The sequence below is a fragment of the Chitinophaga sp. 180180018-3 genome, from assembly GCF_037893185.1.
Taxonomy (GTDB): domain Bacteria; phylum Bacteroidota; class Bacteroidia; order Chitinophagales; family Chitinophagaceae; genus Chitinophaga.
Genome location: NZ_CP140772.1, coordinates 7,598,178 through 7,624,646, shown reverse-complemented (window position 1 = coordinate 7,624,646; position 26,469 = coordinate 7,598,178). Strand labels below are relative to the sequence as shown.

Sequence of the window (26,469 nt, the reverse complement as noted above, 5' to 3'; positions counted from 1 at the left end):
CCGCAAAGCTTTCCAGGGATCCCCCGGGATGCTTCCCAGCCGGCACTATCAACGAAATTAACAACTTTACCCGGCTATTCCTAGCCCAGGAAAGGTACTTTTACCACTTTTGCTTTTAACGACTTATCCCTTACCACAATAAAGATTTCGGTATCCTGTGCAGCAAAAGCTGTTTGTACATAGCCCAGGCCCACCGCTTTCTGGAGGGAAGGCGACTGTGTACCGGAGGTTACCTTGCCGATCACATTACCGGCTGCATCTTTGATTTCGTAATCGTGGCGCGGAATACCCTTGTCCACCATCTCAAAACCAACCAGTTTCTTTGTCACCCCTTCTGCTTTCTGTTTTGCAAATATTTCGCTGGAAGTAAATGGCTTGGTGAATTTGGTGATCCAGCCCAAACCAGCTTCCATCGGGGAAGTAGTATCATCGATATCATTCCCGTACAAACAGAAGCCCATTTCCAGGCGAAGCGTGTCTCTTGCGCCTAAACCGATCGGCTTCAGGCCTTTAGGACCACCTGTCGCGAAGAGCGCATCCCAGATCTTATCCGCTGCACCATCTTTATCTTCAAAATATATTTCTATGCCACCGGCACCGGTATAACCAGTTGCACTGATCAGTACATTAGGTACACCTGCAAAGGTGCCTTTGGCGAAAGTGTAGTATTTCATATTCACCAGATCTACCTCCGTGAGCGGCTGCAGCATACTGGTGGCATTGGGTCCCTGGATAGCCAGCAAACAGGTTTTGTCGGAAATATTGTGCATTTCCACTCCCTGGGTGTTGTGTGCGCTGATCCAGTTCCAGTCTTTTTCAATATTGCTGGCATTTACCACCAGCATGTATACCTTGTTTTCTTCAATGCAGTATACCAGGAGGTCGTCTACAATACCGCCTTCGTTATTAGGGAGGCAGCTGTACTGGGCTTTACCGGCAGTAAGTTTGGAGGCATCGTTGCTGGTAACACGCTGAATCAGGTCCAGGGCGTTTTCGCCTTTTAGCATAAATTCACCCATGTGGCTTACATCAAACACACCGGCATTTGTACGCACCGCCTGGTGCTCATCGTTGATACCTGTGTAGGAAATAGGCATGTTGTAACCCGCAAAAGGAGCCATCTTGGCACCCAGCGCAATGTGTTTCTCAGTAAAAGGCGTGTTTTTCATACTTTCTTTTTAAAACGGGGCAAAAATAGCAAATTGAGAATTACCAACGGCAAGCACCTTCGGGCGAATGACTATTTTCAGACGAAAGCATTACATTATAAATACTTAAAATACAACAATATAGTCAAAAAAGATCTTTTCCCACATTGAACCATTCGCCGGGGGTAATTCGTAATTTTGCAGCAACACCCAAAAATGATTGCTGTGAAAAAGACAACCTGGCTGTTACCATTGGTAATTGTTACCATGCATGCTTATGCGCAGAAAAAGGAAGATCGAAGAACCTTAAACAACCTGCAATCGCACATCAACTACCTGAGCAGCGATAAAGTGGCCGGCCGCAGCACGGGAGCTCCCGGCGAACAACTGGCTGCTGCCTATATTTCTTCCCAGTTGAAACAATCCGGCTTAACGCCAGGAGGCGATGACGGTTTTCTGCAAACTTTTACCATTAAGGAAACCCGGGAACCCTCTTCCAACTGTCAGATGACAATCGACGATACCGGGCTCACCCCTGGTAAACAGTTCATTCCACTTCCATTCAGTGCCGAAAAAACCGCCAGCGGTGAAGCCATGGCTGGTGTCACGGAACCGGATAACATCTGGCTGATCAATGTGGCGGAAATGGAACCTGATGGCCATAAAAGCCCCGTAGAGCAGTACCTGCACCAGGCACAGGTAGCCGAAAAATCCGGTGCCACAGGCGTCGTGTTTTATAACGGAAAAGAATCCATCGCCACCGTTTCCCAATGGCTCGATCAACGCCCGAAAACCACGGGGATACCAGCCGTTTGGGTCAGTCAGGATATCAGCAAAAAGCTGGCAGCAGACGATGCCAGTCAATTTAAATTCCATCTGCAGGTTGCCTTTAACGCCGTTAAACGTAATGGCACCAATGTAGTAGGTCTTATTAATAACAAGGCTCACAGAACAATCATTATCGGCGCTCATTACGACCATCCGGGCTGGGGCAATAAAAACTCCGGCGATGATAACGCCAGCGCTGCCGCCGCACTACTGGAACTGGCCAGAATGCTCTCCGGTTCCCGGTTTCACAACAACAACTACATCATTATCGCCTTCTCCGGTAAGGAACAGGGCCTGTATGGTTCTAAATATTTCGCTTCCCACAGCCCCGTAGATCTTTCCGAGGTAAACTATATGATCAATATGGATGGCATCGGTCACCTCAGTCCGGGCAAAGCCCTCCAGGTGGGTGGCACCGGCACTTCCCCCGGATGGGCCACCGTTCTCCAGCAAGCCTCCGTTAAAGACCTGCCCGTGGTATACGACTCCAGCGGCATCAATACCGCCGATCATGTGTCTTTCTACCAAAAAAATATTCCGGTGCTCTACTTCTGCAGCGACACCAACATCACCGATAACAGTGTCAACAATGAAGGAACCCTCGGCGTACTCAAACTGGTTTACAACATCATCGATAAAACCAATAACAAGGATAAACTCGCCTTTACCAGCATCCAGTAAAGAGGAAATTCAAAATTTGAAGATTACATATAAATGCGAAATGTATACTTTCGCATAATACGTTATTCAATTTTATCCCTTTTAATGGAAGAGAAACTGGCCCTCATATACCGGTATTTTCAGTTGCTGGAGAGATTTTCGGCAGATCGTGAAGAATTTGCCAGCATCTTCCATCCTAATATTATTCAGACGGAATATCCAAATCAACTCTCGAATGATATTAAACAAAGGAACTTTGAAGTGATGCTGGAAAGCATGACTACCAATAGGATAATTTTGAAATCCCAGCACTTCAGTGTGCTGAAGGTGGTAGAATCAGGTAATACCCTGGTAGTGGAAGCCAAATGGACCGGGGAAATAGGCGTAGATGCAGGCCAGTTCCGCCGCGGGCAAATCATGAAAGCCTTCATCTGCACCATTATCGAGTTCCGTGACGGAAAGATCTACCGCCAACGCAATTATGATTGCTATGAACATTAAAGCAATATGCTCATGAAAAAAATACTTTTGCTCCTTAGCATTCCTGTACTCCTCTTTGCGTGTAACCATTCCCGTAACGATGAGCGGAATACCGACAAATCGGCCTACGAAGTGATCAGCGAAAAATGTTATGTTTACCGGGAATTCAAACCCGCTCCCGGCGCATTGACCGACACAGTATTACAGCGTCGCAGGGAACTGACCGACTTCCTCGACCGGCACCAGTACAAAGGACACATCGCCGGGAAAGACAGCCTGCTTTTCCGGCGTACCAACGGACTGGAAGTACTCATAGAACTGCCTACTCCGCAGGATATCTGGGAACAAAGCACCGTTATTGTTTTTGATCCGCTGAAAAATCCTTTGTTCGTAAATTTACACAAAGACACTGCCCAGTTGGAACAGTACATTCAAGCTAAATAATCAGATAAGCATTGCCAATCGTACAACACATCAGACTTACCGTAGATGCGGTGGTTTTTGGATATATTCCTAAAGAGGGTATAGTGGTACTGCTCATCAAACGTACCATAGAACCTTACCTGCACAGCTGGGCGCTGCCCGGAGGATTTGTGCTCGATGATGAAGACCTGGAATCAGCTGTTACCCGGGAACTGCTTACCGAAGCAGGCGTTAATATCAATTATCTCGAACAATTATACACTTTCGGTCAGCCTCCCCGCGATCCACGCGGCAGGGTAGTATCTGTAGCCTATTTCGGTCTTGTAAATCCAACTAACTTCAAACTGGCCGCCAGCTCCGACGCAGAAGATGCCAAATGGTTCAACATCAAGGAACTCCCTTCCCTGGCCTTTGACCATGCCGATATCATCGATATCGCCGTGCAACGCCTGCGTAACAAAATCCGCTACGAACCTATCGGCTTCGAACTGCTGGATAAAAAATTCCCGATTGCCGATCTGGAAAAACTGTATGAAACCCTGCTCGACCGGCCGATCGACCGCCGCAACTTCCAGAAAAAAATCAATCACCTCGGCATACTCGTGGCGCATAACGAAAAACAAAAACAGGTGTCGCAAGGACGGCCCGCCAAACTCTTCAGCTTCGATGAAGAACGCTACTTCAAACTGAAAAAAGAAGGAATGGTATTCGAAATATAGCCGTAAATCCGAGCCCCAATCAATACCGTAGCCAATCTTCCCACAATCTACCTGTCTGCCGGAATTATTTTGTGTATTTTTTACATAAAATATTTTGCAGTTTCGAAATCCCGCTCTATATTTGTGTCATAAATACACAAAACAGCACGGACATGCAAAACACAAAGCCCACAGGCGTAATTATAGCCCGCTTTCAGACACCTTCCCTTCACGAAGGGCATCTGGAACTGATCAGGCAGGTGAAACAGAAACACAACCGTGTGCTCATCATTCTCGGAGTGAGCCCTGTAAGAGGCAGCAGAAAGAATCCGCTGGATTATTATACCCGGGAAAGGATGATCAAGCAACAGTTCCCGGAAATAGTAGTACTGCCACTGAGCGATCAGAAAAGCGACCGGGTATGGTCTCAGAAACTGGATGAGCTCCTGCATACAAATTTCCCTCATGAAACGTTCCTGCTTTACGGCAGCCGCAACAGCTTCATGGATACTTATTCCGGAAAATATACCACCGAAGCATTGCCTCCCGTGAAAGACTATAATGCCACCGCACTGCGGGAAGCAGTATCCGATAAAGTATTTGATACAGAAGAATTCAGGGCTGGTATTATCTACAATACTTATAATCTCTTTCCATCTGTATACGCTACAGTAGACATTGCATTGTTCCGTAACAACAGGAAAGAAATACTCCTCGGTCGTAAGCCAGCCGAAACTACCTGGCGGTTGCCTGGCGGATTTTCCGACCCAACCGATGACAATTTCGAAATGGCCGCGGCCAGGGAGTTAAAAGAAGAATGTGGCGATGTGGAAACAAGTCATATGGAATACGTGGCTTCTCTCCGGGTAAACGACTGGCGGTATCGCGATGAAGTAAACAAAATCATCACAACGCTGTTCTGTACCGACCTGGTGTATGGAGAACCCAGCGCAGGCGACGACCTGGCTGAAGTCCGCTGGGTATTGCTGGCTGATATTCCTGCACTCACCGCCAAAGGAGAAATCAACGATACACATATTCCGCTACTGGCGAAACTGACTGAAAAATATTCTAACTAAGACTAAAACTTCGAGATATGACAAAGGAAAATCTCATCCTCCTGGCCGATGCTTATAAATATTCCCACCATAAACTGTATGTTCCCGGCACCCAATTCATTTACTCCTACCTCGAAAGCCGGGGCGGCAAATTCGATGAAACTGTTTTCTATGGATTACAATATTTCCTGAAAGAATACCTGGCAGGAGAGGTGTTCACCAAAGAAAAGCTGGATGAAGCGGAAAGCTTACTGGCGGAAGTCTTTGGCCGCAAAGATGTTTTCGACCGCAGCCGTTTCGAATATATTATCCGGAAACATGGAGGCAGGTTACCCGTACGTATCAAAGCGGTAGCAGAAGGCACGGTAGTGCCTGTACGAAATGTGCTGATGACTATTGAGAATACAGATCCTGAATGCTTCTGGCTGACCAACTTCCTGGAAACCCTGCTGATGCAGGTATGGTACCCCTGTACCGTAGCATCTGTGTCGAGGGAGATTAAGAAAGTAGTAAAGAAATATTATGAAGATACCGCCAGTGCCGCCGCTTTTGCAGGAATCGATTTTGTGCTGAACGACTTCGGGTTCCGCGGCGCCAGCTCTGTGGAAAGTGCCGGTATAGGCGGAAGTGCCCATTTGGTGAGCTTTGCAGGCAGTGACACCATCCCGGGTTCCATCTTTGCAAAAAAATATTACCACGCTGCTACCGCTCCCGGCCTGTCTATTCCCGCTACTGAGCACTCCGTATGTACACTGCTGGGAGAAGAAGGAGAGCTGGAAATTTTCAAACACATCCTCAATACTTATCCTACCGGTACCATCGCCTGTGTATCTGATTCTTACAACATCTTCCGCGCCTGTGAAGAATACTGGGGTGGTGAATTGAGAGAACAGATATTAAAGAGAGATGGCACCCTGGTAATCCGCCCCGACAGTGGCGATCCGGTGCAAACACTGCTGAAGATATTTGGTATCCTCATGGATAAATTCGGATACACCGTCAACGAAAAAGGCTATAAAGTATTACCTCCCCAGGTGCGTGTTATCCAGGGCGATGGCATCAGCTATTCTTCTATTCCCGGTATCTTCGAAGCCCTGAAACAAGCCGGTATCAGTGCCGAAAACCTGGTGCTGGGTATGGGCGGCGCCCTCCTCCAGCGCGTGAACCGCGATACGCAGGAATTTGCACTGAAATGTGCTTATGCCGAGGTAAACGGCGCTAAGATCAACGTACAGAAAATGCCCGTGGAAATGGACGCCAATGGCCAGCTCCGGACATCTTTCAAAAAATCCAAAGCTGGTAAACTCCGGCTGATCAGGAAAGACAACGGCTTTGCCACCGTTGCAGAAAGCGAAGCTACGGATGCAGACGATCTGCTTCGTACCGTATTTGAAAACGGAGAAGTAGTGCACAGCTATCATTTCGAAGAAGTCAGAAAAACTGCCGCTATATAAACGGATTATTTCTTCCATAAAATGTTCCCCCAGGGTGTATCCATAATGCACCCTCATTTTCTTTTTACTAACTTCACCATATGTTTTTACTCATACCCGGACGGCATCACCTGCTGACAGATTTCCAGTTCAAATACCTGAATCGCCTGATCAAATGCAAGCTGGAAGGCGAAAAAGATGTATACGGCGCCCCCATGGCAGAGGCTTCGATAGAAGGCGTGATATTCGCCGTTACTTCGGCCAACCACCTGGGCACCAAACGCAACCCGGTGCCGTTTTACCTGCGCGCTATGATCATCCAGGAATTCTCTAACTCCCTGGATGTTCCCGTTTTCGTATATGGTATCGACGATGTGGGGGTGATCAACGATTTCTCGGAATACACGCTGAAAACCATTAAGCATTCCAGCGAAGGGCTCCACCATCTGACCCCGGAAAACACCGTGGTCATCTGCTCTACCGCAGTGAAAGACATGTACCTCGCGCGGCAGTTCCGGGTACTGCCGGCTGAATGGGACCATGTGAGCCGGCAATTCACGCAGCCAATGCCCTGGGATGTTGTAAAACTGATCGCCCAAACGCCCGACTGGCGGCGGAACCGCACGATACTTGATCAGATGCATCCGGCCTCATTCAAGATATGGTCGCTTTACCGCATCGGGGAAAAAGTGCAGCATATCCTGAAAGATCCTATCATCGGAGCCGACGGTGACCTTACTGCTACCCGCGATTATAATGTATATGTGAAACAGATGGATGATATTGCGGTAGATAAATACCGCGAAACCGCCCCTTATATACAACCTGGCAACATAGGTGATATTGGTTGTGCTGTTGGTTCCTGGATTAAAATAGCCAGCGAAGACGAACGCCTCCATGAATGTGATTTTTATGGCATTGAAGTATCCAGGCACCTGTACGACATCTGCCTGCAACGTAAACACAATGGTGAGTTTGCCAATCCTTCGGTATTCTTTTCTCAAAAAAATGCCGTTACCAGCCTGGTTTTTGAAGCCGGCAGTATGAATACAATACATACTTCCTCCCTGACACACGAAATAGAATCGTACGGCAACAGAGACGATCTGTTTAAGTTTATCCGTAACCGTTATCAGGAACTCGTTCCTGGTGGCGTGTGGATTAACCGCGATGTGGTTGGCCCGGAAAACAAAGACGAAATCATACTGTTATGGCTCAACGAAGAAGATGGGGAAAATGATTTGCCTGTGCCGGAAAACGCCGGCACACACGAGCTGGCCACCTGGCTGGGTAAACTCTCTACCAAAGCCCTGTTCAAACAATTTGCTCACGATTTCCGCCATGAGGAAGGATTCAGATTACCTCATGAATGGGTGAATATGAACGGAAAAACCTATGCGCAACTCAGCATGCAACATGCCTGTGAGTTTTTATTTAAAAAAGACTACCACGATAACTGGCTCAGTGAAATGCATGAAACATTTTGTTTCTGGAATTATAACGACTGGAAACAGGCGCTGGAAGAGGCCGGATTCAGGCTCGATAATCTTTCCACCACCTGGAGAAATGAGTGGATCGTGAAAAACAGGTTGGAAGGAAAGGTGCAACTGATGCGCCCGTGCAAAAATGAAGCACCTTTACCAATTCCATTTCCCGTGTCACATATGTTATTTTTAGCCCGTAAATAAAACGGTTATAGCTTCAGTGTTTTCAACGGCTGTACCTTCAGCTGGTTATCCAGCATCTGCGGGATCAGCAGTGTGCGCTTGTTGGCTCCGAGTGCAATATCGGCCGGCGAACGTTCGGTGGCCACACTGGTGCTTTGATGACTATTGAGATCATATACCCACAGCCTGCCTGCTGTTGGTTCTTTCACGGTAATCCAGTCAGATGCCAGCAGGCGGTGCCCGTCGAGTAACACGAGCCCGTCAAAAAGACCGGTGGGAGAGTTCTCCAGCTGAGCGAATGCAGCGTCTGCATCATGCAGCTTCTTTCCGAATAATTTGCCGGATCCATCCATCCCCGCACCCATAGAACACAGGTATACCATATCGGTAGTGGCATCATAGGCAATGCCATTAGCCGCATCCACATTACCTTTCAGTGAAGTATATGCTGCAGTACGGGTATTAACCAGCAATACATCTCCTTTAAAGGAATCTGATACTACCAGCGCGCTGTCGCTCACTTTCGTCAGATCATTCAACAGACCAGCTTTCCCCTCCAGGTTCAGGTCAAATACTTTTTTCTTTGTAGCAATGTCGTAGCCTTTAAGATGATCTATATCTGCTACATACAATGTATTACCGATAACTTCCAGGCCCTTGGGGGCATTGAGTACGTCTTCAAAATAATGGGTTGTTTCCAGCTTGCCTTTATCAGTGATCCAGGCAATGGAACCATCCCCGTCCTTCGCCATCGGATCCAGCTTCGGACCAATGTTAGATACAAAATAACCATTCCTGTACGCTACCACACTCTCCGGGTTGGCAAGGCCTCCTGTTACCTGCTGGGCATGAAGAAGAACGGGAGCAAATAAGAAGGTTAAAATGGGGAAGTAATTTCTCATAAGATGAATTTGAGAACAAAAATAATTCGCCGCCGGCGATCAGAAAATGTGAAAACGAAAGAATGACTTGTTAATATCAAAGTTCGGGTACAAAAAAACCGGAGTAAGAATACTCCGGCTATTACCTAAACCTACAACTGTTACACTGTTAGTAACGTATTTTAATTTACATGAACTTCATTGAGTGGGATCTCTTCGTAAGAAGCCACCATACGCTGTCTGATGTAGCGTTTGGCAGACAGCTTACCAATACCAAATTTCGCCATGATCTTATCCACAATCATATATACCACCGGTACTACAATCAGCGTCAGGAACATGGAGCTGATCAGTCCTCCGATGATCACCCAGGCCATACCATTCTTAATGGAGCCTACACCACCGGTTGCCAATGCAATCGGCAACATACCAATCACCATCGCAATGGTTGTCATCAGGATGGGACGCAAACGTGCATTGTTAGCGTGTATCAATGCCATGTAAGTACTTTGCCCCTGTTCTTTCATCTGGTTGGTAAAGTCGACCAGGATGATCGCATTCTTTGCCACCAGGCCAATCAGCATGATGATACCCAATATGGTAAAGATGTTCAGCGTGTTATTTGTCAGCGCCAGTGCCAGCAATGCTCCAATGATCGCCAGCGGAATAGAGAACAATACCACAAACGGATAGATGTAGTTATCGTACAACGCCACCATGATCAGGTACACCATTACAATAGAGATCAGTAATGCCGCACCCAGCGTGCCAAAGGAATCGCCCTGATTTTCGGCATCTCCGCCAAATACATAGCTGATACCTGTTGGTTTGCTCATTTTTGTCAGCTTATCTGCAAACTCCTGCGTTACCGTACCCGATGGGCGACCCATTACCTGGGCCTGTACAGATACCGAAGTATTCTTATCCCTTCTTTCGAGATGGCTGGGGCCGGAACCTTCTGTAATCGTCGCAAACTGCGATAATTTGATCAGCTGGCCTTTGTCGTTGATGAACTGGATATTGGAAACATCCTGCAGGTTCTTACGATTGAAATCATCAAAACGAATGTTGATATCGTACTCATAATCCCCCTGACGGAATTTTACTTTCGAGTCATCAGCAGTACCACTGAAGGCAGTTTGCATAGTTCCACCCACCGCATCGAGGGTAAGTCCCAGCGCGGCCATCTTATCACGATCTACCTGCACATTGATCTCGGGGTTACCATCTTCTACGGAAAGCTTTATTTCTGTAGCGCCGCTGATGGTTTTCAGTGTATCCATTGCTACTTTGGCAAAGCGCATCACACTGTCCATTTCAGAACCCATTACTATCAGCTCAATTGGCGCTCTTTCCGCGGTACCAAGTATGCTCACATCAGTTGTCTTCACTTTAACACCTGGTAAAATTCCTCTCAGCTCTTTCTTAATCTTTGCAGCATATATATCTGATGCGTCTTTACGTTTCTCCGGATCTACCAGCATCACGGTGATCTCTGATTTATACGCAGTTGATTGAGATGTACCAAAACCATCTTCACTCGTTTGTCCTACCGTAGTAATCAGACGCGTGATTTCCGGTTTCTTGTTGAGGTATTGTTCTGCTGTGCGGGTAGCAAGGTTACTCTGTGCAACCGACGCATCCTTTGGCATTTCCAGCATCACAATGAACTGTCCGCGGTCACCTTTCGGGATAAATTCACCACCGATATAACCTTTACCAATCAGCATGAAAGAGGCAAACAGTAATCCAATCGCTACAACGAGGGTAATGGCTTTATGCCCTAACGCCCATTTCAGGATATCTGTCATCCAGCGGGTGAATTTAGACAGCTGCCCTTCGAACCAGAGGATGAATTTCTCAAACAGGTTCTTACCGGTAATATGTTCCAGCTTACCGAAGCGGGATGACAACAACGGTACAATCATGAACGACGACAACAAACTCAGCATCGTAGAGATCATTACCACCACACAGAATTCCCTGAGGATCTTTGACACCAGTTCATTTGTCAAAGAGATAGGCAGGAACACCACTACAATTACCAGTGTGATAGACGTTACGGTAAACCCGATCTCTTTCACCCCATCGAACGCAGCACGCACCCTGTTCTTTCCCATCTCCATATGACGGTAAATATTTTCCAGCACCACAATAGCATCATCCACGAGGATACCTACCACCAGCGATAAGCCCAGCAACGACATCAGGTTGAGGGAGAAGCCCATTACCTTCATACCAATGAAAGTAGCGATCAGAGAAGCCGGAATGGAGATCATTACGAATATGGCACTACGGATACTATGCAGGAACAACAGCATCACTACCGCCACCAGCGCCACGGCCAGTATCAGGTCATGTATTACAGAATCTGCAGATTCCAGGGTAAAGTCGGATGAGTCGTTCGCCACCAGTAGCTTCAGCTTATCCGCCGCATAATCTGTTTCAATACGCTGAATCGCTTTTTTCATTTCTTCACTCACCGTAACGGCGTTGGCATCTGTTTGTTTCTGCACCTGCAGGGCAATCGCATTCACACCATCTACGCGGGCAATACGCTCTGCATCTTTCTGGGCATCCTGCACATCCGCTACATCACTCAAACGCACCTGTGTACCATCTGCTGTTGTTTTCAGCACCAGGTTACGCAGTTGATCTACGTTCTTGTACTTACCAGCCAGGCGGATCAGGATCTGCTCATTTGCAGTTTTCACTTTACCGGTGGGGAAGTCGAGGTTCGCATTGGTGATCAGCTGACGCACCTGCATAATGGACAAATTAAATGCCTGCAGTTTCTTCGGATCCACGTTCACCTGGATTTCGCGCTCCTGGCCCCCAATCAGGGATACCTGGGCAACGCCCGGCAAACGGGAAAGGGTTGGCTGCAGTTTCTTATCTACCAGATCATAAAACTTTTTGTCGTCCATATTTGCAGTGGCAGACAAGGTCATGATCGGCAGGTCGTCCAGCGAAAACTTATTGAGAGAAGGTGGCTTGGCGTCTCCCGGCAGATCGGCCAGGATGGCGTTCACCTTACGTTGCGCATCCTGCAATGCGATATCCACGTTCGCGTCGTTATTCAGCTCAACGGTAATAACGGAAAGGCTTTCAGAAGATTTAGAAGTGATCTTCTTGATCTTTTCCATAGATGCAATCGCATCCTCTATCTTCTTTGTAATCGTACTCTCCACCTCGTTAGGCGATGCACCCGGATATACAGTGGAGATAGTTACGATAGGGGAGCTGAACTTCGGCAACAGCTCATAATTCAGCGTTTTATAGCTCATCACGCCCAGCAGGGTGAGGATGGTAAATACCACCACCACTATAGTCGGACGTTTAATTGATACTTCTGTGATCTTCATGATTCAAAAATTTGGTCAGACACCAGATACATTTCTTCGCTTACTTGTTACCAGCCTGGATGGCAACAGCAGCGCCATCTGTCAGGTTGATCTGGCCGCTGGTGATCACCGTTTCACCTTCGTTCAGCCCTTCCCGTATTTCTACCTGGTCGCCTACAATACGACCGGCTACTACTTTACGTTTCTTTGCTTTGTTACCTTCCAGCACATAGATCTCGTTGCTGTTCACGCCGCCAACAAATGCAGTGCGGGCAATGAAGATGGTTTGTGCCGCCTGCGGATCTACGAAGTGGGCAGTACCATACATACCGGCTTTCAGATCTTTACCGGCGATATTGCTTACTTCCATTTCCACCGGGTAATTCAGGGAATTATCACCTTTGGGAGCAATGAAAGTAATGGTGCCTTCGTATTGAGTTTCAGGGAAAACGTTAGACGTAACGGATACTTTCTGACCTTTCTTCAGCGATACTACCTGACCTTCCGGAACAGATACCGCCAGTTTCAGGCGGGACACATCCACGATATCGAACATTTTATTTCCTACAGAAAGATAGGCGCCCTGTTCTATGTATTTTTTATTAATGATACCGGAGATAGGCGCTTTCACATAAGTATCGCTTACACGGCGGCTGGCTGCTTCGAACTTGGATTTCGCCAGGTCGTACTGCAGTTTGGCATCTTCCATTTGTTGCCGGGTAACACCGCCTGTCTGGAAAGCACTTTCGTATCTTTCCTTATCTATTTTCAGCTGGTTGAGGTTTGCTTTTGCAGATACCAGGTCTGTACTTATAATTTCTCCATCGATATAGGCGATCGCCTGTCCTTGTTTCACTACACTGCCTTCATCTACCAGCAGTTTGGTGATACGGCCGGCAGTTTCCGCGAGGTAAGATAATTCCCGGATAGGCGCGAAGTTACCGTTGGCCAGAAACCCCTGGGAGAAATCTGTGCGCGATACTTTCTGTACCAGCACCGGTATATCCCCGATATTACTCTGCTTTACGAATTCGGTTTTGGCCTCATTGGCTTTTTTATTAGCGTTGAGTTTCCACATGATCAGCACCACAGCTCCAATTGTTACCACGCCCCAGATTATGAACTTTTTCATCTGTAAAATAAGTTTGTATGTTGTAAGCTTTATTTATACGATTAGTTAAGAAGATCTCTCAGCGAACCTTTGCTCCTGATGATATCCAGTTCAGCAAGTTTGTATTGAAGCAGTGCTTCATTATAGCTGTTCTGTGCATCCGTAAGAGAAGTTTCAGCATTGAGCAGGTCTGTCAGCCCTGCCAGTCCGAGTTTGTAATTATTTTCTGTTGAATAATACACTTCGTTGGCCAGGTCAACATTCTCCTTCTGGGTGCCGATGGTAGACAGGTTGTTACGTACATTCAGCTTGGCATTTTCGTATTCGGTATTGAGCGACAGTTCTGTGTCTTCAATCTGTTTGCTCAGCTGACGCAGTGTTACGTTTGCCTGGCTTACCCTGGAGCGGCGGCCGAAACCGTCGAAAATGGGGATCTTCAGCGACAGGCCTATTGAAGAAGCGCTAAACCAGTTGGTAGCGTTATCGGGATTATTTTTATTAAACAACCAGTTCTGGCTCATTCCATTGTATGAATAGCGGCCGAAGAGAGATAAAGACGGATAGTATTGCGCCTGGTATGCTTTCTTCTGTAATGTTTGCAGCTCTTCCTGCTTTTTGAGCATTTTATATTCAGTTCTGTTGCTGAGGTTCATATCGTCGTACTGCAGTACGCCGGCAGCTTTATTTTCGATTTCCTTCAGCGAAGCAGCCGGCAGCAGGAACATCGACTGCAACGGCATTCCCATTGTCCTTTTCAGGTTGTTGGTTTGCATGGCATACTGGTTCAATAACTGGCTGCGCTGGGTGAGGGAATTTGTAAGCGTTACCTTGATGCGATCCAGATCGATCTTCTTGGCAAGCCCGTTATCGAATTGCGATTTGGTAGCACCTACCAGCTGAGAAAGCTTTTCGATATTGCTGTTGATAGTAGTGATTTTTTCCTGTATCACCTGCAACTGGTAATATAGCTGAGATACGTTATAGATCACGGTTTCCTCAGACTGTTGGGTTTGCAGTTTGTAATACTGCTCTCCTGATTTCGTAGCTTTCAGGCCGGTGAACACTGCCTGGTTGAAGATCTGCTGGCTCAGCTCAGCCCCAACGCTGGCGTTGTATTTCACACCAAAAGCAACGAGGATGGAACTATCCGGTTTGCCGAAAACCGCGCCGGGAATCAATGATTTCTGTAGCTGCAGGTTATCTGTATACGAGGCACTACCATCGAGCTGAGGCAAAGCCTGGGAGCGGGCTTCCTGGGTTTTGAATTTCCCCATTTCTTCATCGAGCCGGGTTTTCGCCAGCTGCTTGTTGTTGTTCAGTGCAAACTTCAGCGCTTCCTGTAAACTCAGTTGCGCCTGGGCATAGCCATGGTAGACCCCTATCCCCATGAGGAGGACAAGCGTTAACTTTAATCGCTTCATAAATTAATCTGTTAACGAAGTAGTTTTATTCTTCTTCTTTAATTTGCAGGTACTGGTTAACCAGCTTATGTCCTTTGATGGTAGCAATTCCCAGTATAAAATGGGCTGTTACCTGTTCCATTACCAGTGGCATTTCAAACAGATCTGCCGGGTATTGTATCGGGTCGAATGCTGCCTCCAGCTGCAGCTGGCGCATACGAGCCACAATATCGATGTGGAGGTTCTGACGGTATAGGCCTTCCGCCATGCCTCTCTTTAAATTTTCTTTGATGTTGCCGAGAATACCATCTGATTTAAAACTTTCGATGCTACGCCAGGTATCCGGATGATACTTTTGAATCTCGTGTAACATCACCGGGTTAAGGGTTTTGGCGATGTTAACCACATACTTCATATTGCGGATCATTTCTTCAATAGCATTGTCTGTGTTCTGCAGACTTTCATTGAAGTACGCAATATGACTATTAAGCAACTGCTGCATCCCTTCGTCTATCAACGCCTGTTTATCTACAAAATGTTCATACACCGTTTTCTTGGATACTCCGCAATCACGTGCAATATCAAACATCGTCACACCTTTCACCCCGTAGGTTCTGAACATTTTCAGTGCTGTTTCCAGTATACGTTCTTTCGCGACCATAATTCCAGTTTAAGAAGCCTTAATTCCTTTAATGAAGATCTTCAGCAGTTGCTTTTGTTTCTTTACTATCCGTTCGAATGTTTCCTCATCTACCTCCATATCCTCCCGGATCTGATCCGGTATGGAAAACCGTAACCCCATCAGGGCATATACAAACAGTTCAGCTTTTTCAGCCGGATCATCCATTTCAAACTCACCCTCTGCGATGCCCGATTCAAAAATCCGGGTATGCATTTCTATTTCCCGCCGCTTGGCGTTCCGTTTTTCTTCCAGGAAAAGCGTTGAATGATCCTGTATGATCTTAAAAAGCTCCAGGCGGCAAAATTTTGCTATGAATGTCTGCCTGACATCTATCAATGTATATAAAGCCTTGCTGGCTGGTTTAACCTCGTCGGCAACACGCTCCATTTCCTGGAAGTAAGTTTCTGCTATCTTCGTCAGTACTGCGATGTGCATTGCTCTCTTGTCAGGAAAGTAATAATACAGCGATGCTTTCGAGCAATGCAGATCGTCCGCAATCTCGTTCATCGTTGTTTTTGAAGCGCCATAATGAGTAAAACGCTTCAGAGCCGCCTCCAGGATCTTATCCCTCATCTCATCTTTTGCCTCTGTATGCATTAACTTTTTGACTTTTTTAGTTACAAGGTCAAAATTAGACACTTTTTTCGAAATCGTCGTAAAAGTTGTCCTTTTAACGGTTATTTAACTTTTTGATTACAAAAGTCAAAAAGTCAAGAAATAAAATTAAGAAATTGAAAATCAATCGGTAAGGCATAAAAGGCGAGGGCCTGAGCGGATATTGTCATCCACTCAGGCCCTCGCCTTTTATGCTTTATTCTTTATTAGCTCAATTTTTCCAGAGCGGCCTGCAGTTTCTCAAACATAGCGGGGATCTCTTCTTTCACGCAGGTACCTACGCTAAGGCGGTACCAGGGAGAGGTTTTCGCAGAACCGAAAGCGTAGAATGGCACCAGTGCCAGTTTGGCTTCGTTGAGAATATAAGAAGTAACTGCTGCCTGATCGGCCAGTACAGTACCATCTGCTGTTTTCTTACCTACCAGGTCGAATTTTATAGTGAGATAGATAGCAGCCTGCGGAGCAATAGCTTCCACACGATGTCCGGCTTTCTTCAGCCGATCGAAGCCCTGATAGATCTTTACCAGTCGCTCTTCGATTTCTCCTTTGAAGTGTTTCAGATAAGCATCTACCTGCTCTTTCTGAACGAGGTAGCGTGCAGCAGCCTTCTGCTCGGCCATTGGGCTCCAGGCGCCCACATGGGAGAGGATGGATTTCATTTTGCCAATCACATGAGCAGGACCGAGGGCCCAGCCTACTCTCACACCGGTAGCAGCAAATGCTTTACTCATACCATCGATGAAAACGGTATAGTCCTTCATTTCAGGACGGAGGCTAACCGGGTTGTAGTGGTGGGTTTCACCAAAGGTCAGCACCCAGTACATCTGGTCGAACAGTACGTAGAGCGGTTTTTCACCAGCGCCACGGGATTTGTTTTCAGCGAGTACCAGGTCGCATATTTCTTCCAGCTGCTGCTTGCCAAATGTAGTACCGGTTGGGTTCTGCGGAGAGCAGATCGCCAGCAGGGTAGCACCCTTCAGCAAAGGTTTCAGTTCAGCCGCCGTAGGCATGAAAAAGTTTTCCGGTGTGGTTTCCAGTACCACGTGCTCTGCTTCGAGGAAGTGAGTATAGTGGTTATTGTTCCAGGAAGGAGTAGCGTAAACGATCTTCTCACCACGGTCTACAATGGTCCGGAAAGTAGCGTAGATAATAGGACGGCCGCCGCAGGAAATCACGATTTCTTTGGCAGGATCATAAGTAAGGCCTTCCCGTTCAGCAATAAAGCCGCTCACCGCCTGTCTTAACTCTGCAATACCATCTGCTGGCGGGTAATTGGTCAGGTGCTCCTTATAGGCTGTTATGATCTCCTGTTCAAATTCAACCGGGATAGGAAATACCTTAGGGTCAAAATCGCCGATGGTGAAATTGTATATCTTCTCACCCTTGGCCTGCTTCTCCTTTATTTCAGCTGCTAACTTAATGATTTCGGATCCAATCAGTGTTTCGGCTAAATGAGACAGTTTCATAACCTGCTTTTTTTGTTGTTTGAAATAATTTTTTCAGCGCGGCAAAAGTAACCGATTTGTAGATAATTTAAAAGATCTGGCTTATTCTTTTCATAATCTTCAATAATTGGCAGCTTTTGTCAAATCACATCTAATAAAACGGCTCTTTTTTAATACATCTCCCTTCCTTTATATTAAAAATAAATATATGAAGGACTCCCGATTACTGTGTAAAACCATGTTATCTTACGTGTATAAGATGTGATGAAATTAGGGAGAATGACAAAACTTTCTATCTTTGTTTACAGTACATTTGACCTTTTATGGGAGGTAACAGGTGGATTGGGGCGGGCCCTCAGATAGTTACCCTACACTAAAAAATGATAAGCAAACTTATATAGACCATGAAATTTATTGTTTCTTCCTCTACTTTATTAAAACAATTACAACAGATCAGCGGGGTTATCAATTCGAATACAGTATTGCCTATACTGGAGGATTTTCTGTTCCTGATTGACAAAAACGAGCTGACCGTAGTTGCGACCGATCTGGAAACTGTTATGCGGGTGAAGCTGGAGGTGGAAGCCAAGGAAAGCGGAAGGATCTGTATTCCGGCGAAGATTCTGATGGATTCTCTCAAAAACCTGCCGGACCAGCCGCTGACTTTCCACATTGATGTGAATTCCTATGCAGTAGAAATCACTTCAGACAATGGTAAGTATAAGGTGATGGGTGAAAACCCGGAAAACTTCCCGAAAGAACCGGCGGCCGACGACACAACTTCCTTTACCATGACCTCCACCGGCCTGGTAACCGCTATCAATAAAACATTGTTCGCGGTAAGTAACGACGATCTGCGCCCGGCAATGACAGGCGTATTCTTTGAACTGTCGCCCGAAAGCCTGACTTTCGTAGCTACCGACGCTCACCGCCTCGTTAAATACGTAAGAACAGATGTAAAATGCCCTAAATCCGACAGCTTCATCGTGCCTAAAAAGCCGCTGAACCTGCTGAAATCAGCGTTGCCCGACAACGATTCTGAAATAAAGATCTCTTATAGCCAAAATCACTTCTTTGTACAGCATGATGGCGCACAAATGATCTGCCGCCTGATCGATGCCCGGTTCCCGGATTACAAGGTAGTGATCCCGAAAGATAATCCTTACCGGCTGACAGTAGTGAAAAGCGACTTCCAGAACGCCCTCAAACGCGTAGGTGTTTTTGCCAACAAGAGCACCAATCAGGTAGCACTGAACATTACCGGCAGTGAACTGCAGTTGTCTGCTCAGGATGTGGATTTCTCTTTCGAGGGTAATGAACGCATGAACTGCCAGTACACCGGCGATGACATGCAGATTGCTTTCAACGCGAAATTTCTTATCGAGATGCTGAACGCAGCAGAAGGAGATGAAATCGCTGTTGACCTGGCCACCGCCACCAAAGCAGGTATCCTCAGACCTTCCGAAAAAGAAGAAAACGAAGACCTGCTGATGCTGGTAATGCCGCTCATGTTGAACAATTAATTGCTGATAGCAAAAGACTATTTAATATATAAAGCAATCTCTGCAAAGAGGTTGCTTTTTTCTTTACAGACAGCGCCTGAGAACCTTTATTTATTCCCCAAATAGTCGTAATTTTTGAGTGGAACTTTTAACCCTATATCTTGTTTGCAGAGAAATGTTGGCCTGATCCGGAGAACCAAACTATAGCATAGCGTATCACAACTTTACTTGAATATAATATACTGTATCTGAAAGTTTTTACCTGTGTATGGTCAGCTTTTTTGAACATATCCCGTCGGTATATCGTACCGCTATATTGATCAGCGGCCTACTCCTTCTCTGGATCATTGAAGGAATGGCACCTCGTTTTCACTTCCGCAGCAACAAGTATAAACATGCGGGCACTAACCTCTTCTTTACACTCACCACTGTGGTTGTAAATACCGGGCTGGCTTTCCTCATTGTAAAAGCTTCCCTGTGGACCAGTGAACACCGTTTCGGGGCGCTTTATCTGGCTCCGCTGCCGTTATGGCTACATACTATTCTCGCGTTGCTGATGCTCGATTTTATCGGCTCCTGGCTGATACATTGGGTGCAGCATAAAACAGCCTGGATGTGGCAGTTCCATAAGATACATCATATCGATACGCAGATTGATGCTACCACCGCGTTGCGGCATCATCCGGTAGAAAGCCTGTTCAGGATAGTGGCATTATTCGTTGCTATTCTTACCATGGGAGTTCCTTTCTGGATGGTGATGTTCTATCAGAGCCTGTCCGCTTTCATGTCGCAGTTCAATCATGCCAATATCCATCTTCCTAAATGGCTGGATAATGCCATGAGCTGGGTTATCGTATCTCCGGATATGCATAAGGTTCATCATAGCCGTTACCAGCCGGAAACTGACGCCAATTATGCCAATATATTTTCTATATGGGACCGCGTATTCGGCACTTTTATAAAAGTGCCTGATACCTTAGCTATTCAGTATGGATTGGATGAATACCGGGATCCCAGATACCAGGAAATCGGTCCCCTCCTCAGGGTTCCCTGGGAACCACATCCCGTGAAAGAAACGCAGCAATCGGCTTAGTGCAGACGTAGAAGACCAACGATAAAAAAATTATTCCGTTCCTGTATTAAAACTCCGAACAGATATGCAACATTCAACAACATTAACAAAAACAGCCTGTATATCAGCGCTTGTTATCGGCGTGTTGTCAGCGGCTTTCGCATTCGCTACACATACGCCCGCCTACGCAGTAACAGCCGGGGCGGTATCTATCATCATAGGTCTTGTATCCCTGTTCATCGGAAGAAAAAATATAGACGATATGCAAATGGCGGCTGCCGGTATTTTCATGTCGGTGGTAGCCTGCCTGGTAGGATTATGGCAGATGTATAACTGATCAGTTCTGTCGGCGGTATCTCTCCATATAGCCCTCTGCAGCTTTAACAGGAAACAGTACCAGCGATGTATCCGACAGTTCCCTGATAATGGTGGTATCTATAATAGTGGAAGTATCTTTCACTCCTTCTGAATGATTCCATAACAGCAGGGTATCGTGAGTTAGTTGCCATTTTTCGTATACCAGCGTATACATGTTAATTGATTTGGCAGTTCCGTTTTTCCTCAGTTGAAAACCCTGCATTTCCTTGTCCAGGCCGGCTACCGGCTGTATCCATTTACCTATGAGTCTGGCTGCATCAATATGCAGCGTATCTGCAACAGCAGTGGTGCTGTCGGTAATGCGGGCATTACTGCTGTCTGCGATACTTACCAGACTGCTATCCTGCTGTAACTCTTCCTTCTCTGCCTTCTTCCCCGTATTCCGGCAGGCAACGGCCAGTATCAATAAACCCACTAAACTGATTCTTACCATGAACTAAAAATACGTAATTCATCTTTTGTAATACAATTTTTAAATTTTTCCATTACTTTTACACCAACACTTTAGGGGTGTTTATTCAATAGGCAACTATATGGATAAACTGAGATGATACCCTCAGTACCTGAAGCAGCTCATACTGCCGTAGGGAAAAGTAACTGAACCTTTCTCATCTTCCACATCCTTAAAGTTTATTGTTTCACCTTAAATTCCAAACTACATGGAAATTCATGTAAACAATAAACTTTATGCGGTGCAGCCGGGAACAACTATCGCTGCACTCTTACAGTTTATTCAGCTCTCCGCTCAAAAAGGCATCGCAGTAGCCATCAACAATCAGGTGGTTCCCAGAGCGCTATGGGAACAACAGTCACTATCCGCAGCTGATAATATTACCATTATCCGCGCTACACAGGGAGGTTAATTTCCCGTTTTGGTATTTGTTCGTATACCCATCCCCGTAGTATAACTACGGAACGGGCCATCTCATCTCAAAAAAACGCTAAACTATGCATCAACAATCCGCAGCACTCAACTGCTCACCTTTCCCTGCGTCGGAAAAATTTTATGTACCAGGTAATATTCATCCTATCAGAGTAGGCATGAGGAAGATAACGTTAACGGATACACGCCTACATGGAAAGAACGGCGCAGCCACCCCTAACCCTCCGGTAATAGTATACGATACCAGCGGAGCTTTCACCGATCCGGCTGTACATATCGACGTCACCACCGGCATTCCGAGGATCCGGGAAGAATGGATCCGCAGCAGGAATAATGTGGAAGAACTACCGGAATACTTCAGCCCTTACGTCAGGCAGCTGATGACCCAGGGAGATAAAATGCCCCGGATGAGCCTCACCCATAAACCACTCCGTGCCAGCGCCGGCGCCAACATCACTCAGCTTTACTATGCTCAACAGGGAATTATCACACCGGAGATGGAGTATGTTGCCATACGGGAAAACCAGTATGCCGATAAACTTCACGAACAGCACAATGCCTTGTGGCAACAACATCCGGGCAACAGCTTTGGCGCCAATACCCCTGCCAGGTTCATTACGCCGGAATTTGTGCGCGATGAAATAGCCGCCGGCAGAGCCATTATTCCGTCCAATATCAATCACCCGGAAAGTGAGCCCATGATCATAGGCCGTAATTTCCTTGTAAAGGTAAACGCCAACATCGGCAACTCCGCTGTAACTTCCAGCATTGAGGAAGAAGTAGACAAAGCAGTGTGGGCCTGTCGCTGGGGAGCCGATACTATTATGGATCTGAGTACCGGAAAAAATATTCACGAAACCAGGGAATGGATCATCCGCAATGCTCCGGTTCCCATTGGTACCGTTCCTATTTATCAGGCACTGGAAAAAGTAAACGGCAAAGCAGAAGCCCTAACCTGGGAAATCTTCCGGGATACACTGATAGAACAGGCGGAACAGGGTGTTGATTACTTCACCATTCACGCAGGAGTACTGCTGAGATATATTCCGCTCACTGCACGCAGGGTTACAGGAATCGTATCACGCGGTGGCTCTATTATGGCCAAGTGGTGCCTGGCGCATCACCAGGAAAACTTCCTGTATACGCATTTCGAAGAGATCTGTGAGATCATGAAAGCCTATGATGTATCCTTTTCGCTGGGAGATGGCCTGCGCCCGGGTAGTATTGCAGATGCCAACGATGCCGCACAGTTCGCGGAACTGGAAACATTAGGAGAACTAACCAAAATTGCATGGAAGCATCATGTACAGGTAATGATAGAAGGACCAGGGCATGTTCCTATGCATCTGATCAAAGCCAATATGGACAAGCAGTTACAACACTGTCATGAAGCGCCGTTTTATACACTGGGCCCACTCACCACCGATATCGCTCCGGGATACGACCATATCACTTCCGGCATAGGTGCTGCGATGATTGGCTGGTTTGGCACGGCCATGCTCTGTTATGTAACGCCCAAGGAACACCTGGGATTGCCGAACAAGGAAGATGTAAGGCAGGGAGTGATCACTTATAAACTGGCAGCACATGCCGCCGACCTCGCCAAAGGCCATCCGGGAGCACAGCACAGAGACAATGCCCTCAGCAAAGCCCGCTTCGAGTTCCGGTGGGAAGATCAGTTCAACCTTTCCCTGGATCCGGAAACGGCCCGTTCCTATCACGATGAAACGCTGCCCGCAGATGGCGCCAAAGTAGCGCATTTCTGCTCGATGTGCGGACCTAATTTCTGCTCGATGAAAATCACCCAGGAGGTCCGGGATTTTGCCGCAGAAAAAGGGATGGAAACATATGCAGCCGTGGAAGAAGGTATGAAGGAAAAAGCAGCAGCGTTTGCTGCACAGGGTGGAGAGATTTACCTGTAATAATTCATACTTTCAGTGTAGCGTCCGGAATATTCCGGCGCAGCACACAAGTAAATACTGGCACCTTGATCTGGATTATCACGTTCCCGGAAGCACTGCGCGAAGAAGCACAAACTATCAAAGCCCTGCTGGATGCAGGCGCCTCACGGATAGTGCTGAGAAAACCCGGATGGACTATTCCGCAATATGAGCAGCTCATCCGGGAAATTGATCCTGCCTGCTATAACCGGATACTTATCGGTGATTTGCAGCAACTGGCTTCCCGTTACCGGCTGGCAGGCGTTCACTGGAGTGGGGCTGAACGGGTACGGGTGGCTTCCTCCGAAAGCAGGAAAGTATTTACGCCTGCATTCAAACGCATGTCGCCGGAGGAACTGGCCCGGGAAAACAGTACCGGCATCCATTCTATGGAAGAGATAACGCAAACGGATCAACGATACAGTACATTGCTGCTGAGCCCTGTATTTGACAGTATCTCGAAACCAGGCTACCAGGGCAAACATTCAGGGCCGTTATCTGAACAGTATAACAGGAAAATACTCGGACTGGGAGGAATAGATCATACTAATATTCATTTACTAAAACACTGGCACTTTGATGGCGCAGCCCTGCTGGGAGCCATTTGGAAAGTGCCCGCAAAAGCGGTGGATAATTACTGCCGCATCCAGGAAATATGGAACAGGAACGACCATACGTAATGAGCTTCGCCGGGCTGGATCCCAGTGGGGGAGCCGGACTGCTGGCAGACATTAAAACCTTTGAACAGCACCGGGTATACGGGATGGGGGTTTGCACGGCTATCACTACTCAAACACCCCATCAGTTCATTTCAGCAGAGTGGCTACCGGTAACGCATATACTGGCACAGGCCAAACCACTGCTGGCGGAAAATCCTCCGGCCTGGTGCAAGATAGGAATCATGCCGGATGTACAATCAATACTGGAGCTGGTTCGCCAGATCAGGATACTCTCACCCGGAACACAGATTATTCTTGACCCCGTTCTGAAAGCTTCTGCCGGATTTACTTTTCATAACAACTTTCAACTGCAGGCGTGGCGAGAAGTACTGCAGGAACTATACCTGCTCACACCGAATTACAACGAGGCCATGCTGCTGTCCGGGCTCGGCAACGGGGAAGCCGCCGCACAGCAATTATCTGAATATTGCCCCGTACTGCTGAAAGGCGGGCACCGTACCAGCCAGTTAGGATGCGATACCTTATACGCAGACGGCAACATACAAACATTCTACCCCAACACGCAGGAAGTATTTCCCAAACACGGGTCGGGTTGTGTACTGTCTGCCGCCATTACAGCCAATCTGGCAAAAGGATTTTCACTGAGTAAAGCCTGTGCTAACGCCAAGGCCTATACGGAAAAAATGCTGGCCAGTCATTCATCATTAACAGGATATCATCACATATGATCAGCAAACTTCATTATATCTCGCAAACGCCACATACCGAAAACATCAGGGCCGCCTGCGATGCCGGTTGCCAGTGGATACAACTGCGGGTAAAACAGCAATCAGAAGAAGAAATACTACGCCTGGCGGAAGCAGCCAAAACGATCTGCGACCAGTATAAGGCCAGACTCATTATTAATGATCATCCGCAGATCGCCGTAAAAGCGGGCGCCGACGGTGTACACGTAGGCAAGCTGGACATGAGTGTAGCTGCAGCCCGCGCCATTACCGGTCCGGATATGATTGTTGGCGGTACTGCCAATACGGTAGCTGATATTCTCCGCCATGTGGAAGATGGAGCGAACTATGTTGGGGTAGGGCCCTACCGGTTCACTACCACCAAGGAAAACCTCAGTCCCATCCTCGGGCTTAGCGGTTACCTGGCCATCCTTCAGCAATTGCAGGACCAGCATATCAGCATTCCCGTAATCGCAATCGGCGGTATCCTGGCAACAGATATTCCTCCGCTGATGGCCGCCGGTGTTCATGGTATTGCAGTGAGCGGACTGATCTCTCAGGCGACCAACAAACAACAGACAGTACAGGATATTCATCACCATTTAAACCAGGTATACTCATGGAACCTTTAGTTATCGCCGACAGGCAGTTTACTTCCCGTTTGTTTACCGGTACAGGAAAATTTTCTTCCACTGAAATAATGGAAAGGGCGCTGCTGGCCTCAGGCAGTGAACTGGTAACAGTGGCACTAAAGCGGGTGGATACGCACAACCAGGCGGATGACATGTTACGGCATCTTCAGCATCCGCGCATCCAGCTACTGCCCAATACCTCTGGTGTTCGCACGGCCAAAGAAGCCGTTTTTGCGGCGCAGCTGGCGCGGGAAGCTCTGGAAACGAACTGGATCAAGCTGGAAATACATCCGGATCCACGCTACCTGATGCCAGATCCCGTGGAAACACTGGCTGCCGCAGAAGCGCTGGTGAAAATGGGTTTCGTGGTGTTGCCATATGTGCACGCTGATCCGGTGCTTTGCAAACGACTGGAAGAAGTGGGTACTGCCGCAGTAATGCCACTCGGATCTCCCATCGGGAGTAACAAAGGGCTGAAAACCGCTGATTTCCTGGAAATTATCATCGCACAAAGTAACATACCCGTTATCGTGGATGCCGGTATCGGCAGTCCTTCGCATGCCGCGCAGGCGATGGAAATGGGTGCCAGCGCCGTATTGGTGAATACAGCCATTGCTGTGGCCCTTCATCCAGTACAGATGGCCGCGGCCTTCAAAGCCGGGGTGGAAGCAGGGAGAATGGCGTTTGAAGCAGGATTGCCTGGCAGCAGTCGCCATGCGGTTGCTTCCAGTCCGCTGATATCGTTCCTGGATGAGGCATAGCCGTGTTAGTCTATCTTCTCACT

The 26,469-nt window shown here is 47.2% G+C and carries 25 protein-coding genes and 1 riboswitch; of the genes, 16 read left to right on the top strand and 9 right to left on the bottom strand.

Features of this window, described 5'->3' with window-relative positions; genetic code table 11:
* Positions 1-80 precede the first annotated feature (80 nt).
* Positions 81-1,169, bottom strand: coding sequence for a glycine cleavage system aminomethyltransferase GcvT (gene gcvT, locus UNH61_RS30200; protein WP_326995753.1), 1,089 nt, complete (start codon positions 1,167-1,169; stop codon positions 81-83).
* 204 nt (positions 1,170-1,373) lie between these two features.
* Between gcvT and UNH61_RS30195 the strand changes: the two genes are divergently transcribed.
* The 7 genes from UNH61_RS30195 to UNH61_RS30165 all read left to right on the top strand — a co-directional run bounded on the left by UNH61_RS30195 (position 1,374) and on the right by UNH61_RS30165 (position 8,416).
* Positions 1,374-2,657, top strand: coding sequence for a M28 family peptidase (locus UNH61_RS30195; RefSeq protein WP_326995752.1), 1,284 nt, complete (start codon positions 1,374-1,376; stop codon positions 2,655-2,657).
* 84 nt (positions 2,658-2,741) lie between these two features.
* Positions 2,742-3,137: a nuclear transport factor 2 family protein gene (locus UNH61_RS30190; protein WP_326995751.1), complete on the top strand. Its 396-nt coding sequence runs from the start codon at positions 2,742-2,744 to the stop codon at positions 3,135-3,137.
* A 12-nt stretch (positions 3,138-3,149) separates the two neighbouring features.
* Positions 3,150-3,560, top strand: a complete 411-nt coding sequence (locus UNH61_RS30185) for a hypothetical protein (RefSeq protein WP_326995750.1) — start codon at positions 3,150-3,152, stop codon at positions 3,558-3,560.
* An 11-nt stretch (positions 3,561-3,571) separates the two neighbouring features.
* Positions 3,572-4,258 (top strand): NUDIX domain-containing protein, encoded by a 687-nt coding sequence (locus UNH61_RS30180; protein ID WP_326995749.1) that lies wholly within the window; start codon positions 3,572-3,574, stop codon positions 4,256-4,258.
* 152 nt (positions 4,259-4,410) lie between these two features.
* Positions 4,411-5,316, top strand: a complete 906-nt coding sequence (locus UNH61_RS30175; protein WP_326995748.1) for an NUDIX domain-containing protein — start codon at positions 4,411-4,413, stop codon at positions 5,314-5,316.
* A gap of 17 nt (positions 5,317-5,333) precedes the next feature.
* Positions 5,334-6,749 carry a nicotinate phosphoribosyltransferase gene (locus tag UNH61_RS30170; RefSeq protein ID WP_326995747.1) on the top strand — a complete coding sequence of 472 codons (1,416 nt, stop codon included), beginning with the start codon at positions 5,334-5,336 and terminating at the stop codon, positions 6,747-6,749.
* 80 nt (positions 6,750-6,829) lie between these two features.
* Positions 6,830-8,416 (top strand): transferase, encoded by a 1,587-nt coding sequence (locus tag UNH61_RS30165; RefSeq protein WP_326995746.1) that lies wholly within the window; start codon positions 6,830-6,832, stop codon positions 8,414-8,416.
* A 5-nt stretch (positions 8,417-8,421) separates the two neighbouring features.
* On the opposite strand, the gene UNH61_RS30160 is transcribed toward UNH61_RS30165, so the two are convergent.
* The 7 genes from UNH61_RS30160 to UNH61_RS30130 form a co-directional block, all read right to left on the bottom strand.
* Positions 8,422-9,297 (bottom strand): hypothetical protein, encoded by an 876-nt coding sequence (locus UNH61_RS30160; protein WP_326995745.1) that lies wholly within the window; start codon positions 9,295-9,297, stop codon positions 8,422-8,424.
* A gap of 161 nt (positions 9,298-9,458) precedes the next feature.
* Positions 9,459-12,641, bottom strand: coding sequence for an efflux RND transporter permease subunit (locus UNH61_RS30155; RefSeq protein WP_326995744.1), 3,183 nt, complete (start codon positions 12,639-12,641; stop codon positions 9,459-9,461).
* 40 nt (positions 12,642-12,681) lie between these two features.
* A complete protein-coding gene (locus tag UNH61_RS30150; protein ID WP_326995743.1) occupies positions 12,682-13,752 on the bottom strand; it encodes an efflux RND transporter periplasmic adaptor subunit in 1,071 nt (356 codons plus the stop codon).
* 41 nt (positions 13,753-13,793) lie between these two features.
* Positions 13,794-15,152: a TolC family protein gene (locus UNH61_RS30145; protein WP_326995742.1), complete on the bottom strand. Its 1,359-nt coding sequence runs from the start codon at positions 15,150-15,152 to the stop codon at positions 13,794-13,796.
* Between the two features lie 25 nt (positions 15,153-15,177).
* Entirely contained in the window at positions 15,178-15,792 is a 615-nt protein-coding gene (locus tag UNH61_RS30140; RefSeq protein WP_326995741.1) for a TetR/AcrR family transcriptional regulator, read from the bottom strand.
* Between the two features lie 9 nt (positions 15,793-15,801).
* Positions 15,802-16,410 carry a TetR/AcrR family transcriptional regulator gene (locus UNH61_RS30135; protein WP_326995740.1) on the bottom strand — a complete coding sequence of 203 codons (609 nt, stop codon included), beginning with the start codon at positions 16,408-16,410 and terminating at the stop codon, positions 15,802-15,804.
* 224 nt (positions 16,411-16,634) lie between these two features.
* Positions 16,635-17,894, bottom strand: coding sequence for a pyridoxal phosphate-dependent aminotransferase (locus tag UNH61_RS30130; protein ID WP_326995739.1), 1,260 nt, complete (start codon positions 17,892-17,894; stop codon positions 16,635-16,637).
* Positions 17,895-18,277: 383 nt separating this feature from the next.
* On the opposite strand from UNH61_RS30130, the gene dnaN reads away from it, so the two are divergent.
* The 3 genes from dnaN to UNH61_RS30115 all read left to right on the top strand — a co-directional run bounded on the left by dnaN (position 18,278) and on the right by UNH61_RS30115 (position 20,784).
* Positions 18,278-19,396, top strand: a complete 1,119-nt coding sequence (gene dnaN / locus UNH61_RS30125; protein WP_326995737.1) for a DNA polymerase III subunit beta — start codon at positions 18,278-18,280, stop codon at positions 19,394-19,396.
* A 247-nt stretch (positions 19,397-19,643) separates the two neighbouring features.
* Positions 19,644-20,468, top strand: a complete 825-nt coding sequence (locus UNH61_RS30120; protein WP_326995736.1) for a sterol desaturase family protein — start codon at positions 19,644-19,646, stop codon at positions 20,466-20,468.
* Between the two features lie 64 nt (positions 20,469-20,532).
* Entirely contained in the window at positions 20,533-20,784 is a 252-nt protein-coding gene (locus tag UNH61_RS30115; RefSeq protein ID WP_326995735.1) for a hypothetical protein, read from the top strand.
* On the opposite strand, the gene UNH61_RS30110 is transcribed toward UNH61_RS30115, so the two are convergent.
* On the bottom strand, positions 20,785-21,258 hold the full coding sequence (locus UNH61_RS30110) for a lipocalin family protein (protein ID WP_326995734.1): 474 nt from the start codon (positions 21,256-21,258) through the stop codon (positions 20,785-20,787).
* A gap of 63 nt (positions 21,259-21,321) precedes the next feature.
* A riboswitch (TPP riboswitch) is annotated at positions 21,322-21,432 on the top strand.
* Positions 21,433-21,484: 52 nt separating this feature from the next.
* On the opposite strand from UNH61_RS30110, the gene thiS reads away from it, so the two are divergent.
* The 6 genes from thiS to UNH61_RS30080 all read left to right on the top strand — a co-directional run bounded on the left by thiS (position 21,485) and on the right by UNH61_RS30080 (position 26,446).
* Complete coding sequence (thiS, locus tag UNH61_RS30105; RefSeq protein WP_326995733.1) at positions 21,485-21,688, top strand: sulfur carrier protein ThiS; 204 nt, start codon at positions 21,485-21,487, stop codon at positions 21,686-21,688.
* Positions 21,689-21,773: 85 nt separating this feature from the next.
* Complete coding sequence (gene thiC / locus UNH61_RS30100) at positions 21,774-23,630, top strand: phosphomethylpyrimidine synthase ThiC (protein ID WP_326995732.1); 1,857 nt, start codon at positions 21,774-21,776, stop codon at positions 23,628-23,630.
* Positions 23,631-23,695: 65 nt separating this feature from the next.
* Positions 23,696-24,328: a thiamine phosphate synthase gene (locus UNH61_RS30095; RefSeq protein ID WP_326995731.1), complete on the top strand. Its 633-nt coding sequence runs from the start codon at positions 23,696-23,698 to the stop codon at positions 24,326-24,328.
* A complete protein-coding gene (locus tag UNH61_RS30090; protein ID WP_326995730.1) occupies positions 24,304-25,056 on the top strand; it encodes a hydroxymethylpyrimidine/phosphomethylpyrimidine kinase in 753 nt (250 codons plus the stop codon). The genes UNH61_RS30095 and UNH61_RS30090 overlap by 25 nt, the downstream gene beginning before the upstream one ends.
* A complete protein-coding gene (locus UNH61_RS30085; protein ID WP_326995729.1) occupies positions 25,053-25,685 on the top strand; it encodes a thiamine phosphate synthase in 633 nt (210 codons plus the stop codon). The genes UNH61_RS30090 and UNH61_RS30085 overlap by 4 nt, the downstream gene beginning before the upstream one ends.
* Complete coding sequence (locus tag UNH61_RS30080) at positions 25,673-26,446, top strand: thiazole synthase (RefSeq protein WP_326995728.1); 774 nt, start codon at positions 25,673-25,675, stop codon at positions 26,444-26,446. Before UNH61_RS30085 ends, UNH61_RS30080 begins: the two co-directional genes overlap by 13 nt.
* The last annotated feature ends 23 nt before the right edge of the window (positions 26,447-26,469 follow it).